The sequence below is a fragment of the Paenimyroides baculatum genome (assembly GCF_008629655.1).
In the GTDB taxonomy this organism is placed as follows: Bacteria; Bacteroidota; Bacteroidia; order Flavobacteriales; family Flavobacteriaceae; genus Flavobacterium; species Flavobacterium baculatum.
Genome location: NZ_VWSG01000005.1, coordinates 242328 through 260697 on the forward strand (window position 1 = coordinate 242328; position 18370 = coordinate 260697).

18 protein-coding genes are annotated in these 18370 nt (G+C 31.3%); all 18 read right to left on the reverse strand.

Annotated elements, in window-relative coordinates; genetic code table 11:
- Position 1: 1 nt before the first annotated feature.
- Positions 2-1819 (reverse strand): asparagine synthase (glutamine-hydrolyzing), encoded by a 1818-nt coding sequence (gene asnB / locus F0460_RS08700; RefSeq protein WP_150012292.1) that lies wholly within the window; start codon positions 1817-1819, stop codon positions 2-4.
- Entirely contained in the window at positions 1820-2599 is a 780-nt protein-coding gene (locus F0460_RS08705; RefSeq protein ID WP_150012294.1) for an AglZ/HisF2 family acetamidino modification protein, read from the reverse strand.
- A complete protein-coding gene (gene hisH / locus F0460_RS08710) occupies positions 2593-3216 on the reverse strand; it encodes an imidazole glycerol phosphate synthase subunit HisH (RefSeq protein WP_150012296.1) in 624 nt (207 codons plus the stop codon). Before hisH ends, F0460_RS08705 begins: the two co-directional genes overlap by 7 nt.
- Entirely contained in the window at positions 3216-4361 is a 1146-nt protein-coding gene (locus tag F0460_RS08715; protein WP_150012298.1) for an N-acetyl sugar amidotransferase, read from the reverse strand. Before F0460_RS08715 ends, hisH begins: the two co-directional genes overlap by 1 nt.
- A 102-nt stretch (positions 4362-4463) precedes the next feature.
- Complete coding sequence (locus F0460_RS08720; RefSeq protein WP_150012300.1) at positions 4464-5690, reverse strand: glycosyltransferase; 1227 nt, start codon at positions 5688-5690, stop codon at positions 4464-4466.
- A gap of 5 nt (positions 5691-5695) precedes the next feature.
- Positions 5696-6895, reverse strand: coding sequence for a glycosyltransferase family 4 protein (locus tag F0460_RS08725; protein ID WP_150012302.1), 1200 nt, complete (start codon positions 6893-6895; stop codon positions 5696-5698).
- Complete coding sequence (gene wecB / locus F0460_RS08730) at positions 6895-7971, reverse strand: non-hydrolyzing UDP-N-acetylglucosamine 2-epimerase (RefSeq protein WP_150012304.1); 1077 nt, start codon at positions 7969-7971, stop codon at positions 6895-6897. The genes F0460_RS08725 and wecB overlap by 1 nt, the downstream gene beginning before the upstream one ends.
- Complete coding sequence (locus F0460_RS08735; RefSeq protein WP_150012306.1) at positions 7928-8848, reverse strand: hypothetical protein; 921 nt, start codon at positions 8846-8848, stop codon at positions 7928-7930. Before F0460_RS08735 ends, wecB begins: the two co-directional genes overlap by 44 nt.
- Positions 8849-9254: 406 nt before the next feature.
- Positions 9255-10559 carry an oligosaccharide flippase family protein gene (locus F0460_RS08740; protein WP_190304126.1) on the reverse strand — a complete coding sequence of 435 codons (1305 nt, stop codon included), beginning with the start codon at positions 10557-10559 and terminating at the stop codon, positions 9255-9257.
- Positions 10531-11544 carry a Gfo/Idh/MocA family protein gene (locus F0460_RS08745; protein ID WP_150012310.1) on the reverse strand — a complete coding sequence of 338 codons (1014 nt, stop codon included), beginning with the start codon at positions 11542-11544 and terminating at the stop codon, positions 10531-10533. The genes F0460_RS08740 and F0460_RS08745 overlap by 29 nt, the downstream gene beginning before the upstream one ends.
- Positions 11545-11556: 12 nt before the next feature.
- On the reverse strand, positions 11557-12129 hold the full coding sequence (locus tag F0460_RS08750; protein WP_150012312.1) for an acyltransferase: 573 nt from the start codon (positions 12127-12129) through the stop codon (positions 11557-11559).
- Positions 12130-12134: 5 nt separating this feature from the next.
- Entirely contained in the window at positions 12135-13262 is a 1128-nt protein-coding gene (locus F0460_RS08755; protein WP_150012314.1) for a DegT/DnrJ/EryC1/StrS family aminotransferase, read from the reverse strand.
- A gap of 14 nt (positions 13263-13276) precedes the next feature.
- A complete protein-coding gene (gene lhgO / locus F0460_RS08760; RefSeq protein ID WP_150012316.1) occupies positions 13277-14467 on the reverse strand; it encodes an L-2-hydroxyglutarate oxidase in 1191 nt (396 codons plus the stop codon).
- Positions 14467-15750, reverse strand: coding sequence for a nucleotide sugar dehydrogenase (locus tag F0460_RS08765; RefSeq protein ID WP_150012318.1), 1284 nt, complete (start codon positions 15748-15750; stop codon positions 14467-14469). The genes lhgO and F0460_RS08765 overlap by 1 nt, the downstream gene beginning before the upstream one ends.
- A 25-nt stretch (positions 15751-15775) precedes the next feature.
- Entirely contained in the window at positions 15776-16633 is an 858-nt protein-coding gene (gene rfbA, locus F0460_RS08770) for a glucose-1-phosphate thymidylyltransferase RfbA (RefSeq protein ID WP_150012320.1), read from the reverse strand.
- An 88-nt stretch (positions 16634-16721) separates the two neighbouring features.
- Positions 16722-16901, reverse strand: a complete 180-nt coding sequence (locus F0460_RS08775; RefSeq protein WP_150012322.1) for a hypothetical protein — start codon at positions 16899-16901, stop codon at positions 16722-16724.
- Between the two features lie 72 nt (positions 16902-16973).
- Positions 16974-17477 carry an ArsR family transcriptional regulator gene (locus F0460_RS08780; RefSeq protein WP_150012324.1) on the reverse strand — a complete coding sequence of 168 codons (504 nt, stop codon included), beginning with the start codon at positions 17475-17477 and terminating at the stop codon, positions 16974-16976.
- Positions 17478-18015: 538 nt separating this feature from the next.
- On the reverse strand, positions 18016-18370 hold a 355-nt coding region (locus F0460_RS08785; RefSeq protein WP_150012326.1), incomplete at its 5' end, for an SIS domain-containing protein.

Sequence of the window (18370 nt, forward strand, 5' to 3'; positions counted from 1 at the left end):
ACTAATCTTCAATTTTCATATTATACATTTTTTCCCATACGGCAATATTATACAATCTCCACTCTAAATCTCTATCTTTTATTATCTTAAAATCTTTTTTTACCAATTTTCTAATAATCGTTGACTTATTAATTGTATTTATAATTTCCATTGATTCAGGCCACCACTCTTGTATAGGCGCATTAAATCCTATTTTTCTTCTATTGTAAGTAATGCTGTTGGGTAAATAATTTTCCAAATTCCTTCTTAATAAATATTTTGACCAACCATCTTGTATTTTGAAATTGTTGTTTATTGACAAACATGTTTCTACAAAGTTATAATCTAAAAATGGTAACCTTGACTCTATCCCATGCTGCATAGCGTTTTTATCTTCCCATTTAAGAAGCTCTGGAAGCTGACACCAAAATATCTCATTTTTATGAAGTTCAAAGGTGTTTTTATATGATTGTGTTAAATCTTTTATTTTGGAGAAATCTAATTTATCTTTATAAATCTTCTTAAGAAATTTAGCTCGATTAAGAAGAAAAATTTTACGTATGATAAACGTAGAATAATAAAAATAAATTTTAATTGCTTCTATTGCTGAAATATCATAATGACTTTTAACATTACGCAAAAATTTAATTTTTTTCATTAATCCATTCCTGCGTAAATAAGTAGCTGCATACCGACTATATCCTAATAAAATTTCATCTGCGCCCTGACCATCTAACAAAACTTTTGTTCCTAGAGATCTTGCTTCTTTCATTAAAAATTTTTGCATGTATATTGATGGACCCCCGAAAGGTTCTTCAATAGAATAAATAACATCGTCTAGTGAATCTTTAAACTCTTCAATTGATGGAATTACGATATCATGGTTTACACCAAGTGTACTGGCAATTATTTTTGCCGCAGATGATTCATCTTCTTCTTTATTTAAGGACCCAACGGTAATGGCTGTGAAAGTATCTTTACCATCCACATTTTCTATATTTTTTTTTGCCATTGCTACCATATAAGAACTATCTAATCCACCGCTTAAAGCAGAAGCTATTTTAACATCGGAACGAAGTCTTAATTTTATAGATTTTTCAAATTCATTATGGAATAGTTTTATTGAATCATCTAAATTTAATATGCTTATTTCTTTTTTAAATTTTAAATCATAATATCTATAAATTGAATACTCACCCATTTTCAAATCATAGATTAAATTGTGTGATCCAGGAAGCTTTAAAATTTTCTCAAAAAAGGTTTCTTCTGAAATATCTGAAATATTAATAATTAAGTATTGTAATAGAACTTTAGTATTAACTTTGTTAATGGGCTGTATTTCTAAAATAGGTTTAATTTCAGATGAGAATATAAATTTTTTTTCATCTGAATAATAATAAAATGGCTTTATGCCAAAACGGTCTCTGGAGCAAAACACTATATTTTTTACTTTATCTAAAATAGCAAATGCCCACATTCCATTGAATTTATTTACACAATCTTCGCCCCAACAATCGTAAGATGCAATTAACACCTCTGTATCTGACTGCATTTTGAATTTATAACCTAATTTTATCAATTCTTCACGAATTTCAATATGATTATATATTGCTCCGTTAAAGATTAAAATATACTTTTCTTCAAAGTAAAAGGGTTGATCGGCTGCTGAACTAACATCAATAATAGAAAGTCTTCTGTGTGCTAAACCTACATTTTGATCAATATGAAAGCCTTCGGCATCTGGTCCACGATGCTTGATCTTGTCTGCCATCTTTTTTAGTGCAGAAATCTGTATTTCAATTTTACTATCTTTATTGATTATTCCAGCAATTCCACACATCTAAGACAAATTATAGTATTTCTGCAAAAGTTGTTTTTTTTCATCAAAATTTGGGTAATTAATTAATACCCCTTTTAATTTACCTTTGTAAACAAATAAACTTCCGGCTGCTGCACCAATAATACCAAATTGTTCAACCAATTTGCCAATGTCATCCAAATTCCCAACACCTCCCAATACAGTTAAAGGTAGTGTAGTAGCTTTACGTGCCTTTTCTACTAATGATAAATCATATCCTTTCATCATACCATCTTCATCAATGTTATTAATAACAATTTCGCCTGCACCCAATTCTTGAAAATGGGTTATTAATTCAAAAGGGTTCTTCCCAATACTTTTTTTACCATTATGAGTGTATACATCATATCCACCGAAAAGTTTCTTCTTTACGTCTAAAACTATAACTACAGACTGTGCACCTACTTTATCTGCTAAATCTGTTATAAGTTTAGGATTAGTAAAAGCGACTGAACTTAATGCAATTTTTTCAACACCTAAAGAAAAAATTTTTTGTGCTTCTTCAACTTTCGTAATTCCTCCGCCATAACATAAAGGCATTCTACATTCCTCTGCTAGATTTTCAATAAGTTTTAAGTTTGGACCTTTACCGTTAACTGTAGCAGAAATATCAAAAACAGCCAATTCATCAACTTCTTTTTCATTAAAAATCCTTACAGCATTCATAGGATCGCCTAAATAGCGTGGTTCTTTAAACTTGGTTGTTTTAACTAATCCGTTGTCTTTAATTAAAAGACTTGCAATTATACGAGGTCTTAACATAGTTCAGCGAAATTTTTCAATAATTGAATTCCATATTTATGGCTCTTTTCTGGATGAAACTGAATACCATAAATATTTTGATTGTTTGCCGCACAAGTAAAACTATTACCATAATTAGTGGTTGCTATTGCATTCTCTTGGTTATGACAAACAAAATAGTATGAGTGTAAGAAATAAAATTGAGCATTACTCTCTAAGCCGGAAAGAATAGGAGAATTTTTTAATGCTGCAACATCATTCCAGCCCATATGTGGTAATGGTAACTTTGCTTGACCTAACATAAGGTTAGAATCAAATTTTTTAACTTCTGCATCAATCCAGCCTAAACCTGACAATATTCCTTCATCGCTTCTATTTGCCATCATTTGCATTCCCACACATATCCCTACAACTGGCACCTTTTCATTGATGACCATTTGATTTACTTTTTCTACCATTCCAGAATCTTGGAAACGTGTCATTGCATAATCAAAATGTCCTACACCTGGCAAAATTAATTTAGTTACATCTGTAAGTTCACTTTCTGAACTTACCACTTTAATAGGAATATTAAGTTGCCTGTAAATATTTTTAAATGCACTTATATTTCCCACTCCATAGTTAATAATACCAACCATTATTTGAATGCTCTTTTCTCCAAACCTAACAATTGCATTACCTTTGTGCCTAACTGTATTAGTTTGTGATTGTTTTTATAATCTTCGAATGTTTTATTTGGACCATTGAAGTATGACCATAATTCTTCTGTTGTAAAATCTAATTTTTTAGCAACATATTCAAATTCTTTCATTAATTCATCTTCAGGAAGTTCAGGACGTGATATTCTGTCTAAAACTTGATCGCGATCCGCCTGTCCTGTAAGAATTAAACTAGATAAGTGATTTTTTCTTTTGTCATAGCCAAATTTTCTTGGTAACCAAAATGATTCATAGAATCTTGTAAACCTTGACTCGTGATGTTTATGTTGATATCCTTGCCAACCATACAAATCTTTTAACAATTGCTCAGCCTCTTTCTTTATAAAGGGTATTGAATCTAAAGGTTTAACAACTCTTACTCCATTAAGTAGTCTATATTGAATTTTGTATTTAAAGATATCACATCGTGGAAAAGTTTCAAATTTTCTTTCACCAAATTTATTGTGAATATCGTTTACATATTTCATATCTGTTTGATAGTAAGCTCCCCATGCTAAAGGTTCACGAACACATTCAGTAGAATAATTACCACCTGTAATAATGTATTTATGACCATGCTTTGCTGCATAATTATACAATGATGAGAAGAAAACTAAATCCTGTGGGGTATCAATATCTGGAACCTGTGACTTTATGAAAGATCTTTGTAAATCTTTCATTTCTTCCCAGTTTACAACTTCTGTATACAAATCTACTCCCAAGCCGTCCATTAATTTTTGGATATTGCTTGTAGAAATATCTGAATTCCATCCTGCATCAACATGGAAAAACAAAGGTCTTAATCCAAATTCTTTTACGGCAACGTGGGCTAAATAACTACTGTCTAATCCGCCACTAATACCGATCATACAGTCGTAATCTTTATTTTTACCTTCTTCTTTAATTTTATTAACAACTTTCATAATTTCTGCACGACCTCTCTCATCGGTATGCCAATTAGGAAGTATATTATCATAATAGTTATGACAATAATCACACATACCTTTATCATCAAAGATTATTGTGGGATCTGTGCTATCCATAACACAGTTTACACATACTTGAATATTTGTATCTTGTTTCATTTAATTGAATCTTAAAATTATCTATATTTATATTGGATTACATTACAAAAATAAAACCTTTCTTCAAAATAACGTAATATTACGAAATTACGTTAATAGAAATTAACCTTTTATCTTTATTTCGCTAATTTGCTTATATAAGGAAATATATCTGTCAAAACAGTTATTTTTATTAAAATTTTCATCAATTCTCCTAATACAATTTTCTGAATATTTTTCTTTCCCATTATCCAATACAGTTTTTATTGCATTAACTAAAGATATTTCATCTCCTTTAGCAACAATTAAACCGGTAGTATCACTAATTGGTTCTACACTTCCACCTGTCTTAAAAGTTATAACTGGCGTACCACAGGCCATAGCTTCCAAATTAGTTGTTGGAAAAGAATCTTCAAATGTTGGGTTTACAAAAACATCAGCAGTTGAATATAATTCCACTAATTCGTTTAAATTAGTTGTTCTTTCAATTCCTAAAATATTTTTAGGTAAATTACTTATCTGTTTAGCAGATAAACCAACTAATACTACTTTCTCATTTTCTCCTAATTGATTACTAATATTACAAAAAATCTGAAGACCTTTCTTTTCTGTCCAAGGACTAGCTACCCCAAGAATTATTTTTTTATTTTCTAAATTATATTTTATTCTAAAATTATTTAGTTCTTTAGGTTTGAATATCGTAGTATCAACTCCATTTTGAATTACATCACAAGGAAGATGAGATAGAAAAGATTGTTCAACCTGACTTTTAATCCAGTGAGAAACAGCAACAATATGTATATTTTTAACGCCTGTAAACAACTCTCTTTTTACTTTAAAATTTTGAAATGAATTATCTACAAAACTTTGAGGGTATTCATTTAATTGGGGGCACTTATTACAATGCGATTTCCATTTTTCACATCCTACAAAATCATAATGTGCACAGTGACCAGTAAAAGACCAGCAATCATGAAATGTCCAAACAATGGGCTTATTTCGATTTTTTAAATAATTAAATAATATTTCGATATTTATATAATAGCCATGTAAATGATGAAGATGAATAATATCTGGATTTACACTGTCAACATACTCAATTAAACTTTTAGTTGCATCCTTTGAGGCAAAACCATGCTTATCAGTAAGCCTTGTGTAAATACCATGGACTATTAAATCTTTTTTATTACCAATGCGATAAGATTTTGATTTACTCTCTCTTGCTTCTCTGCCATAAGCTATATAACTTTCCCATCCTTCTGTTATAATCAAATCACCTATTTGTTCTGAAATCCGTCCTACAGAACCGACATTCAATTCACTACTTATTTGCAGGATTTTTAAATTCATTTTAATTATTTAGAATAAAAACGTTTATACTCTTCAATCATAACATTCGTGAATTTTTGTGCAATTGGTATGTAGTCATAGTTTTTCAAAATATTTTCCCTTGCATTTAATCTATACAATTCAAATTCATCAGGATTCATTGTTACAAATTCGATAATTTTTGATCGAAAGTCTTCAATGTTACTATCCTTAAAAATTAATCCTTTTTTATGAGACGCCCTTTCTACATTTATTTCATTTTCTTCAAGAATAACAGGTAATGAACATGATTGTACTTCAAAATAACTCATACTGCATTGTCTGGGAAACACAGCAATATCAGCTAATTTGTAGAACTTTTCTAAGTCAGAATATGTTTGAGTTGGAAAACGACTGATTAAATTTTCAGATTTGCTAAGGATAGTATCAACTTCACGCCCATATTCATTATCTGATGTGGTACTAACAATTACAAATCTTAATTTTGTATTTAATGGTAAATCAAATTTCTTCTCAATTGCTTTAGCTAGAAAGGTGCCCCCTTTATGAATATCTAATTTTCCAGCATATAGTACAATGAATTCATCATCGCTAAAACCTAACTCTTTTCTGTAATTATGCTTATGCTCAATATTAGCCTTAAAATAATCTGTATCTGTTCCAAAAGATAACAAATGGGTTTTTTCCAAAGGTATCGCAAAATGTTTCTCAACAAAATCTGAATCAACAACTCTAATCAAAGGAATTTCATTTTTAAGAATGATTGGAGTAATAAACTTTCTAAAGAATTTTCTAAAATAATTACTAAATTTGTTTTTAGAAGCCATTTCCAACATGTGACAATCAAGTACAAATGGCATATTCATACTTTTGTATGACATTAATAATTTCATACCCGTTAGTGTATCTTCACCATGAATGAATAATACATCTGGATTAAGACTTTTGATGAATTTATGCAAACCTGTTTTAAAAATAGCTCTACTACTATACCATGTATAAGTTGGATATCTTAAAATTTTCACCCCAGTTTCTTTAAAATATTTTTCATCTTTTTCAAGAATATTATCCTTACCAAAAAAACTTACCAAAAAATCTGGAACATTATCAAGTTCGGAAGTTACAATTATAACTTCGTGACCTTGTTTGACCTGCAATCTTCCAAGAAGGTTTAACTGATATCCTGCATTTGGGTGTACAAAATCTTCTACGTGAACAAATCTCATTATAATTCTTTTTTTAATATTTTCACAATTTTACTAGCTGTATTGCCATCACCATAAATATCTTTACTAAAGAATCCTTCAAAGCTCATTAATTTTTTATAATTTTCTATTATAGCTTCTTCATTTATAGGGGAAAGGATATTATAGCCATTTTCGACTAATTCTATCCATTCTGTTTGATCTCTAAGAGTTAGACATAACTTCTGGAAAAAATAAGCTTCCTTTTGTAGACCACCACTATCAGTAATGACTGATACTGCATTTTTAATTAATTCAAGCATTTCCAAATATCCTTGAGGCTCAATGAAAACAATATTTGAATATTTTTCACTGAAATTCACGTCAGTTGTTGCCAAAATATTCTTTGTTCTTGGATGTATTGGCAAAACAACCTTTGTATCTGATCCTCCTAAATTATTCAAACTATCGAATATAATCTCCAATTTCTCAGGTATTGTATTTTCAGCTCTGTGAATAGTTGACAAAATGTACTTCTCAGGTACAGACTCAATTTTTTTAGAAGGAAATTTAGAATAATAAAGTGCCGAATCAAACATTATGTCACCTACCACTTCAACTTTTTTATCCATTGAGAGATAACCTTCAATTTCAAGATTTTTAACTGCAGCATTTGATGGACAAAATAAAACATCTGAAATTCTATCCGTTAAAATTCTATTAACTTCCTCTGGCATTTTCATATTAAAAGATCTCAATCCTGCCTCTACATGCGCCAATTTGATATGCAATTTCGAGGCAACCAGTGCTCCTGCAAGCGTTGAATTTGTATCTCCATAAACTAATATCCAGTCAGGTTTTTCTAAAAGAACAACTTTTTCTATTTCACGCATCATCATACCCGTCATTTCACCATGATAATTACTTTTGATTTCCAAATTATGCTTTGGTTTAGGTATTTTCATGTCATTAAAAAAAATATCAGACATGTTCTTATCATAATGCTGACCTGTGTGAATTATTATTTCTTCAACATCATTATACTTAGCTATTTCATTACTAAGTACTGCTGCTTTAATAAATTGAGGTCTTGCTCCCAGTATTGTTATTATTTTCATTAATAAAAGAATTAGTTAACATATTTTTAAAAGAAAGTATAAAAATTATCCAAAACCCACCACCTGTTAGTAGTGAGGAAAATAATGATTGATTGAGCAAGGTGCTTAAAAAAGGTATCAAAACGCATATTACAAAAATTTTATTATAATGTGCAGTAATTCTATTAAAAAGGATTAATATTAAAAACAGAATTATTGAAGAAAAAATTATTCCATTTTCTCCTAAGCTTGCTATACCATCCGTCGCCCAAAAGTTTGCATTTGCGTTAGTTAAATCCGAAAAGTAAGTATTTCCAACTACTTGACCCAATGATTTATTTTCGTAAGGATAAGATTGAGTAATAGCATTGACAACATTTATATGTGAAAAAAAAGTATTTGGATGAGTACTAAAAAATTCATGATATAATGTTGTTAAAAGTCCACCATTTCCCAGAGTTCGCATCCAAAAAAGTGCAGAAAAAACAGTGAACCCAGATATTAATGTTATTGACATTATAATATTGAGACCTATACCTATCGAGGATAATGAATTTTTTAGATTTTTATTTTTAAGAAATTTAAATATCACAAATATTATTAAAGGAAAAAGAAAAATAGCCTTATCGGCAGTAGACATGTAAATAATTACACTTGCTACTGTACCTGAAATAAAATATATCTTTTTATTAGAAAACAACCCATATGTTACACTAAATGGAATCAATACATTAGCTAACCATGCTCCGAAATAAGATGTAAAAACATCTCTACCTAATGCTTCAGTAGCAGAACGCTGGATATAAACATCTTCATAAGAAACAAAATTTAAACTATCTCTATAAACAAATGCTATGTATAATGTTCCTATCCAAGTAAAAATTAATATTATTTTCATTATATTTATATTACTAGGTAATACTAATATTTTTCCAATTGGAAATCTATCTGCTAGAAAAAACAGACACATTCCTACTAAAAAGGAAAATTGAATATAAATTATATTTGACAAACTTTCTTTACTTGAAAAGTAGAAGGTGATAATAACAGGAATATATAAAATATAATATATAAAAATTGAAATAAAACTAGAAATGTACTTAACCCCTTTATAAAAAAAAGATGGAATTATACAAATTGCGAACATTAGGAATTTAAATGTAGTATCATCTAAACGATTACTAATTATTGTAAATCCCATGTATTCATAATAAAAATTCAAAAATTCAATATAACCCGAATAAAATAAATATGTAAAAATAAAAGCTATAAAAATCTTAAAAAAAAATGAATTATAAATACTACTAATCATCGTATGAAAATTTATAGGAATAGTAAATTAAGACAAGATTAAAAATTACAGAATTAGCGACATAAAAACAAAGACTACCTATTGGTGAATTCATTAGAATATTGCCTAAAAAAATACAAACTGCACCAAAAAATGCATTTATAAATTGTATTTTTGCAAATAATTTCTGCTTATTTTGAATGTAAAATATTGTACTAAGCGGTGTGGAAACAAATTCAAACATGAGCATAATAGATAATATTCTTGCGTAAATACCTGACTCTTTCCATTGAATTCCTAAAAAGAATGTAAAAAGTAGTGGGGAGAATAAAAAAACTAAACTATATATAGGAATTGAAATAAAAATCAACTTACGTAATGTACTCAAATATAAAGTTCTGCAGTTTCCTTTTAAACGTATCTCTTCGATAGCATCATTTCTAAAAACGTTACCAACTGCTGAAGTTATTACAATATTTGGTAATCTAATCATTCTATTTGCCATAGAATAAAATCCTACAATACTAGCACTAAAAAGTGTTGAAAATAAAATAGGTATAAACTGTTGTGATGCAGTTAGAGATAGATCTGAGAATATCATGTAGCGAGGAAAATCAATATAATCTATTGCATTTTGTTTAATTTCTTTAAAGTCAAAGCCACCTTTAAGAACTTCTGGCGTATGTTTTAAAACGAAAATGATAGCAAAAAACATACCCAAAATTAAAGAATAAATGAGCCCCTGCTTTATATTCAAAAAACCAAAAGCAATACTACCTAAAGACGCTGATATAACTTGTACAGCATTTGCAATTGTTATAATTTTATATTTTTTTTGTCGCTGAAGTATGTAACCAAGTCCTGAATAAAATGCTATTAAAAAAATATAAAATGGAGCTAAATATGCGGTACTGTTATTTAAGAAGCCCATTGAATCATTAATCAGAAAAATATTTTTTAAGCAAAATATTACTATAAAATATGAAGAAGAAATAATAAGGCCAATTACTAAAATAAGTTTTAGCAAACTGTATGCTTTTTTTTCATCTCTTGGTAATCCAATAGCTAGCTCATATCTACCTGTTGAAACTACAGCAAAAAAAACTGTAATACTCGTAAAAATTGAAAGCATTCCAAATGATTCCGCAGTAAATAATCTAGACAAAATAGGAGATGTCCCTACAACGACCGCCTGACTAATAATAGACCCCGCAGCAAGTGTAGAAACATTTCTAACAAATTGATTACTAAATATTTTTTTTATTTTATTTTTCAAATTATTTATTCTATCAATTTTTATGATTGTAGATTCTCTCAATAATATCCACAACTTTTAACCCTTCTAAAGCGTTGGTCGTAATAGTATTTCTGCCTTTTAAAACATCAATTACATTTTCTATAATGTAATGGTGGTTTGCTGCAGAACCTTTGTATGCACCATAATCATTTCCTGGATTTGTAGGCGCTAATTCTGGCATTTGATAGTCTTTAATGTGGCAATATTCTACTTCGTTCATGTATTGACCACCTACTTTTAAAGATCCGTTTTCTGCAATAACAGTAATGCTACTTTCCAAGTTAGTGTTCCATACAGATGTTGAATAATTTAAAGAACCCATACCACCGTTTATAAAATCAAACGAAACAAAACCTGAATCTTCAAAATCTGTTAAATCTGCATGATTAAAATCAGCAAATTTTGCCTGTATATTGGTAATATCACCAAAATACCAATACATTAAATCTATAAAATGGGAAAATTGGGTAAATAATGTACCTCCGTCCAAATCTTTTTTACCATGCCAAGATTCTGGTTTGTAATAACGATTGTCACGATTCCAGTAGCAATTGATCTGTACCATGTAAATGTCTCCCAATTTACCTGATTCTAATAAATTTTTTAACCACACAGATGGTGGAGAGTATCTATTCTGCATAACACAGAATACCTGCTTATGCTTTTGTAAACCTTTAAATATTAATGCTTCGGAATCCCGTCTTGTCAGTGACATCGGTTTTTCTATCACCAAATGTCTTCCAGACTCTAAAACTTTCATTCCCTGTTCTGCGTGAAAACCATTTGGTGAAGCAATATTAATAACATCTGCTTCAATTCCAGACTGCAAAAATGCATCTAAAGTATTAAAAACAGGAGCATCAAAACTTTCAATGCCTAAAACAGATTTATCTTTTACATCAATAAGAGCAACTAATTCTGCCTCGACATTTCTTGAGATCATTTCAGCATGTCGCTTCCCGATGTGCCCGCAGCCAACAACTGCAAATTTTATTTTTCCACTCATTACAAGTATGATTTATATTTTAGTTACCTGATTATTTTCTAATTTGTATTTTTCTTTGCTTTCTGAACACGTAGCAGTTCCCTGCTCATCAAATTCCAAACGCTGTCCAAATTCACTCATCCATCCCAAATGTCTTGCAGGATTTCCCACTACCAATGCATAATCCGGTACTTCTTTTGTAACCACAGCTCCTGCACCGATAAAAGCAAACTGCCCAATATTATGACCACACACAATAGTTGCATTAGCACCTATAGAAGCTCCTTTGCCAACGTGTGTTTTTAAATATTCGTTTTTTCTGTTGACAGCACTTCGTGGATTTATTACATTGGTAAAAACCATTGAAGGACCCAAAAAAACATCATCATCACAAGTAACTCCTTCGTAGATAGAAACATTATTCTGAACTTTTACGTTTCTTCCTAAAATCACTTTTGGAGAAACAACAACGTTCTGTCCAATATTACAGTTTTCTCCTAAAACGCAACCTGGCATAATATGGGAAAAGTGCCAAATCTTTGTTCCTTTTCCTATTTCACAACCTTCATCAACAATGGCTGTTTCGTGTGCAAAGTATTCTGACATAAACTTTAAGATTTAAAGAAGTTATTAATTTCAGAAATTACAAAATCAGAAACTTCCTGATTAAATTCTGTATGTATTGGTAAAGAAAGAACCTCTTCACAAAGCATTTCTGTCACAGGTAACGAAAAATCACTTGATACATATTGTTCAAAAGCTTCCTGCTTATACAATGGTAAAGGATAGTAAATCATGCTCGGAATATTTTTCTCGCTTAAATATTTTTGAAGCACATCTCTTTTACCATTTTTTACTTTTAATGTATACTGATGAAAAACGTGTGTAGAATTATCAGATCTTGCAGGAATTTCCAATCCTTCAATTACATTTAAATGATTATCATAATAAGCTGCCATTTTATTTCTTGCTTCCGAATAACTGTCAAGATACTGCAATTTCACATTTAATACAGCTGCTTGCAAAGTATCTAAACGGGAATTACAACCTAAAACTTTATGATAGTATTTTTTTTCCTGACCGTGATTGGCGATCATTCTGATTTTCGCAGCCAATTGATCATCATTGGTCATTATAGCTCCTCCGTCACCGTAGCAACCTAAATTTTTAGATGGAAAAAAGGAAGTACAACCAATGTGCCCGATAGTCCCTGTTTTCTTTACAGTTCCGTCAGAGAAAGTGTAATTAGAACCAATGGCCTGCGCATTGTCCTCAATTACAAATAAAGAATGTTTAGCTGCAAATTCCATTATTTTTTCCATGTCGGCACTTTGTCCGTACAAGTGAACAGGTACGATTGCTTTTGTTTTACTAGTAATGTATTTCTCTAAGCCGTTAATTTCTATGTTAAATGTGTTTGGATCAACATCAACCATTACCGGTTTTAGCCCTAAAAGTCCTATAACTTCGGCTGTAGCAACATAAGTAAAGGCAGGACAAATCACTTCATCACCTGGTTTTAAATCTAAAGCCATCATAGCAATTTGCAAAGCATCTGTACCATTTGCACATGGTATTACATGTTTTACATTAAGATATTTTTCAAACTCTAGTTGAAATTCTTTTACTGCAGGCCCATTTATATATGCTGTATTATCTAAACACTTTTGGATTTCAGTATTAACAGCTTCTTTAATTTTATCATACTGACCTTTAAGGTCAACCATTTGAATATTCATGCTTCAAATAAATTTTACAGTTGTATTAAATCACTTATTTTATCGCCTATTGATAGACAAGATGTTGCTGCAGGAGAAGGAGCGTTTCTTACATGTATAATATTGCCTTTGTTTACAATATCGAAATCATCTAACAGATTTCCTTCTTTGTCACAAGCTTGAGCCCTTACACCTGCTCCTCCAGAAACTAAATCACTCTTCTGAATTTCAGGTATCAACTTTTGAAGAGCTGCAGTAAATGCTGATTTTGATAGTGAACGATGAATTTCACCCAAACCTGTTTTACCATATTTAGCCACAATTTTCCGAAAACCAGGCCATGTAAGCGTCTGCATAGTTTCATTAAAACTGAAATCGGTAAACTTGTAACCTTCTTTTTTAAATGCCAACACCGCATTAGGACCTGCTTCAACAGCTCCGTCTATCATTCTTGTAAAGTGAACTCCTAAAAAAGGGAAATTCGGGTCGGGAACAGGATAGATTAAATGCTTGACCAAATGTTTTTTTTCTTCTTTTAATTTATAGTATTCGCCACGAAATGGAATTATAGCTACATCGTTTTCGCTATTTGTCATCTTGGTTACTTTATCTGAATAAAGACCCGCACAAGATATTAATTTGTGAGATTGAATCTCGTAATTATTTGTAATGACGGTAATTTCATCTTTCTTTTCGAATATATTCTTAACTTTTTGATTGAATTTTACTTCTCCACCTAATTCTTCAAAAAGCTCCTTTAGCTTTTTAGCTATTCCCGGGTAATCTATTATTCCTGTTTGTGGAACTCTGATTGCCTTTACTCCTTCACAGTGAGGCTCATATTCTTTAAATTCTTCGCGAGATAAAAATTTTAAATCTTTTAAACCATTTTCTTCACCTCGTCTGTAAATATTGTCTAATGAAGTAAGCTCTTCATTGGAGGTTGCTACAATAATTTTACCACACAAATCGTAATTTATGCCATATTCTTTTGCAAAATTTATTATTGAATTATAACCTTCAATACAATTCTTTGCCTTTAGACTTCCTGGCTTATAGTATATACCACTATGTATGACACCTGAATTATTACCAGACTGATGTTTAGCAACGTCATTCTCCTTTTCTAAAATTAGCACTTTAGAAGAAGGGTTCTTCTTAATAGTATGATAGCCCGTTGCAAGACCAACAAGACCTGCACCTACAATGATAACATCATACTTCATTATAATCTTGCGTCTACCAAATTTCTATCCAAACAAGCCTTTATATCAAAAACAACTGCCTGATTATTCTTCAAATCAGCTATATTCATCTCCAGAAATTCATTATGAGCTACAGCTAAAACAACTGCGTCATAACGTTTTACTGGTATTTCATTTAATACTGAAACGCCATATTCATGCATTACTTCTTCTTTATCTGCCCACGGATCATAAACATCTACATCTAATCCGTACTGCTTTAATTCATTGTAAACATCTACCACTTTTGTATTACGAACATCGGGACAGTTTTCTTTAAAAGTGATACCCAAAACTAAAGCATTGGAGTTACAAATTGTTTTTTGCTTTTTTATCATTAGCTTAACAACCTTTGAAGCTATAAATTCTGCAACTGAATCATTTACACGTCGTCCTGAAAGAATTACATTTGGATGGTATCCCAACTGCGTTGCTTTATGTGCCAAATAATATGGATCCACAGAAATACAATGGCCACCAACTAATCCCGGCTTGTATTTTAAGAAATTAAATTTTGTACCGGCAGCATCTAAAACATCATTTGTATCAATGCCTACCCTATCAAAAATTAAAGCTAACTCGTTAACAAATGATATGTTAACGTCACGCTGAGCATTTTCAATTGCTTTTGATGCTTCTGCCACTTTAATATTTGGTGCTTTGTGTGTACCAGCAGTAATAATAGTTTTATAGAGCTGATCGATCTCTTCAGCGATCTCTTCTGTTGAACCGGAAGTTACTTTTTTAATACTTGTTAATGTATTTACTTTATCTCCGGGAACAATACGCTCAGGAGAATAGCCAACATAGAAGTCTGTATTAAAAATTAAATTAGAGTTTTTTTCAAGAAGCGGCACACAATCATCTTCAGTACAACCTGGATACACGGTTGATTCATATATAACAATATCTCCTTTTTTAAGTACTTTGCCAATCATTTCGGAAGCTTTTATTAACGGAGTTAAATCAGGTGCATTAAACCTGTCTATAGGAGTAGGTACCGTTACAATATATATTTGCGCTTGAGCTAAATCTTCTAAACTAAACGAAGCCTTATAACCTTTAAAAAAATCGGTCGCTTTTGCTGTTTCGATTCCCAAATTTAATTTTTCAAGATCGGCTTCCAAAGTTCTGTCTTTACCTGAATTTAACTCTTCAACTCTTTCCTTATTAATATCAAAACCTAAAACAGGGAAATGTTGAGAAAACTCAATTGCTAATGGTAATCCAACGTACCCCTGACCTATAACTGCTATTTTTTTCATTTAACTATATAATAAACTTAAATTATTATTTTATATTTAATAAATACTCACCATACCCACTTTTTTTAAGTGGTTCAGCAGCTTTTATTAACTGTTCTTTATTAATGTAACCCATACGGTAAGCAACTTCTTCAATGGCACCGATTTTCATTCCTTGGCGTTCTTCAATTACTTGAACAAACTGTCCCGCCTGCATTAAAGATGCAAATGTGCCAGTATCTAGCCAAGCGGTACCACGGTCAAAAACGCCAACACGAAGTTTACCTTGTTTTAAGTATTCTTTATTAACATCAGTTATCTCATATTCGCCACGTGCTGATGGTGCAATATTTTTTGCAATTTCCACTACCGAATTATCATAGAAATACAAGCCTGGAACAGCATAATGAGATTTTGGGTGTGTAGGTTTTTCTTCGATAGATAACACGTTGTTATTTGCATCAAATTCTACCACTCCATAACGCTCCGGATCGTGCACAGGATAAGCAAATACCACACCTCCCTCTTCTTTTGTACAATTCTGCAACAATTTGCTCATCCCACTTCCGTAAAAGATATTATCACCTAATACCAATGCTACCTTATCGTTACCAATAAATTCTTCCCCAATGACAAATGCCTGTGCTAAACCATTTGGTTCTGGTTGTTCAGCATACTCAAAACGGCAACCAATTTGAGAACCGTCGCCTAACAACTTTCTAAAATGTGGTAGGTCGTGAGGGGTAGAAATAATGAGAATTTCATTGATACCCGCCAACATTAAAGTTGACAATGGGTAATAAATCATGGGTTTATCATAAACCGGCATTAACTGCTTGCTTACAGCAAGTGTTAAGGGATGTAAACGGGTGCCAGACCCACCGGCTAAGATTAATCCTTTCATTTTATGTTGTTGTTATATGATTAAAGAGTTTTAAACTCAGTTATCCCAATCGCTTGAACTTTTTATATTTTTAATTTATAAATCTTCTCTATCTTAAAAATAATCTATCAAAGCTTAATTTCATTTTGACAAGATCTTCACTTACTATTTCGGAATCTGTTGATAAAAATATACTTAATTTTTTACTATATAGTTTTTTAAAAGAAATAATATCCAATGACTTTATTTTCTCTATTTTTTCACTAAATGCTATAAAATCTTCTTTCACTGATTTTTTTTTATGTAATGTTCACTTCGATACTCCGATTGGTTCAGCAAACGAGGCTCAATGACTAACATCTTACCCTCCAAACAGCACAATTCCATCATCTGATAACTCCTGATCATAATGAAACTGAACCTTACGGCTTACAATTTCTTCTATTTTAGGAATGATGCTTTTTGTATAATCTGTGTTAATGGTATTGCCTGTAATGTTTATTTCAATGACTCCGCTGTCAATTCCCTTTGCGTAATCACCTACCAATTCAATCTGTGTAACATCACCCATACGTTCCAGAATCTGTTCCACTATAGTATCCAATCCCAAATATTTATGAACTACCTGCTGTAATAATTTAAACATTGGATGCTGTTCATTGGCTGCATAGGCAATTTTATTGCTCACCTCTTTTTTCTCCAGATAACCCGCATCGGAGAGATGGTTCAACTCCTTACGGATGGCATTGGTTGATTCGTTAAACTCCGTCGCCAAACCACGTAAGTGCCCTGAATTGGCTGAAGTTACAAAGAACTTCACCAAGAGTTTAATGCGTGTTTTAGATGTAATTAACAGGTCTAACATGTTTTGTTAAAATGAGCAGTAAAGGTACTCGTTTTGAATTATAAAACAAATATTTGGGGAAAAATTTACAGTTTGGTAATGCGGGGTAGTGTTGGGTGGCTTGGTGCTTGGTGTTTTTTTCTGTTATATTAGTTAAAGAGGTAAATGGTTATACGGGGGAATGTCAGTTCGCAAACTCGGGTGTGAGTGAAGCTCAGAGTGACAGTTTCTTTAAGGCATTTATTTTGCTTGGCGCTGTTCTTTTACCACGGATACACAGGTAAGCAAAATATTTAAATAATGATTTATTATGATAACGCATAAATTTATACAGATGCTGAATGTTTTACACTCAGTTGTTTTAATTGGTAAATGATGATGAAAAAACCAAACAGAACATCCCTAATTTTCAAGCAAGATAAATGAATAATATAAGATTTATTAAATATTCATTATGAAACGTATGAAATTTACACTAATGTTTTTATTGTAATAAACAGCCTTAATTAATATCTTCTATAAAAAATGACGAACCCTGTTTGCGCTCGTCATTTTTAAATTACTCTACTGTAACCGATTTTGCCAGATTCCTTGGTTGATCTACGTTGGTGCCTCTTAAAACAGCTACGTGGTAAGATAATAACTGTAAAGGTATAGTGGCAATGATAGATGTTAACGCTTCGGTTGAATTTGGCATTTCGATGATATGATCGGCAAGATTTTTCACTTGTTCGTCTCCTTTTGATACCAATGCAATGATTTTTCCGCTGCGTGCTTTAATCTCCTGAATGTTACTCACAACCTTATCGTAATGATTTTGTTGTGGTGCAATTACAATAACCGGCATGTTTTCATCAATCAAAGCAATTGGTCCGTGTTTCATTTCGGCAGCCGGATATCCTTCTGCGTGTATG

Bases quoted from the DNA above. Each gene is read 5' to 3' on its own strand.
- F0460_RS08765 (WP_150012318.1), bottom strand. From the start codon at position 15,750: ATGAAAAAAATAGCAGTTATAGGTCAGGGGTACGTTGGATTACCATTA.
- F0460_RS08725 (WP_150012302.1), bottom strand. From the start codon at position 6,895: ATGAGATTTGTTCACGTAGAAGATTTTGTACACCCAAATGCAGGATAT.
- F0460_RS08750 (WP_150012312.1), bottom strand. From the start codon at position 12,129: ATGTCAGAATACTTTGCACACGAAACAGCCATTGTTGATGAAGGTTGT.
- F0460_RS08745 (WP_150012310.1), bottom strand. From the start codon at position 11,544: ATGAGTGGAAAAATAAAATTTGCAGTTGTTGGCTGCGGGCACATCGGG.
- F0460_RS08720 (WP_150012300.1), bottom strand. From the start codon at position 5,690: ATGAATTTAAAAATCCTGCAAATAAGTAGTGAATTGAATGTCGGTTCT.
- hisH (WP_150012296.1), bottom strand. From the start codon at position 3,216: ATGGTTGGTATTATTAACTATGGAGTGGGAAATATAAGTGCATTTAAA.
- asnB (WP_150012292.1), bottom strand. From the start codon at position 1,819: ATGTGTGGAATTGCTGGAATAATCAATAAAGATAGTAAAATTGAAATA.
- lhgO (WP_150012316.1), bottom strand. From the start codon at position 14,467: ATGAAGTATGATGTTATCATTGTAGGTGCAGGTCTTGTTGGTCTTGCA.
- F0460_RS08755 (WP_150012314.1), bottom strand. From the start codon at position 13,262: ATGAATATTCAAATGGTTGACCTTAAAGGTCAGTATGATAAAATTAAA.
- F0460_RS08705 (WP_150012294.1), bottom strand. From the start codon at position 2,599: ATGTTAAGACCTCGTATAATTGCAAGTCTTTTAATTAAAGACAACGGA.
- F0460_RS08735 (WP_150012306.1), bottom strand. From the start codon at position 8,848: ATGAAAATAATATTAATTTTTACTTGGATAGGAACATTATACATAGCA.
- F0460_RS08780 (WP_150012324.1), bottom strand. From the start codon at position 17,477: ATGTTAGACCTGTTAATTACATCTAAAACACGCATTAAACTCTTGGTG.
- F0460_RS08715 (WP_150012298.1), bottom strand. From the start codon at position 4,361: ATGAAACAAGATACAAATATTCAAGTATGTGTAAACTGTGTTATGGAT.
- rfbA (WP_150012320.1), bottom strand. From the start codon at position 16,633: ATGAAAGGATTAATCTTAGCCGGTGGGTCTGGCACCCGTTTACATCCC.
- wecB (WP_150012304.1), bottom strand. From the start codon at position 7,971: ATGAAAATAATAACAATACTGGGAGCAAGACCTCAATTTATTAAAGCA.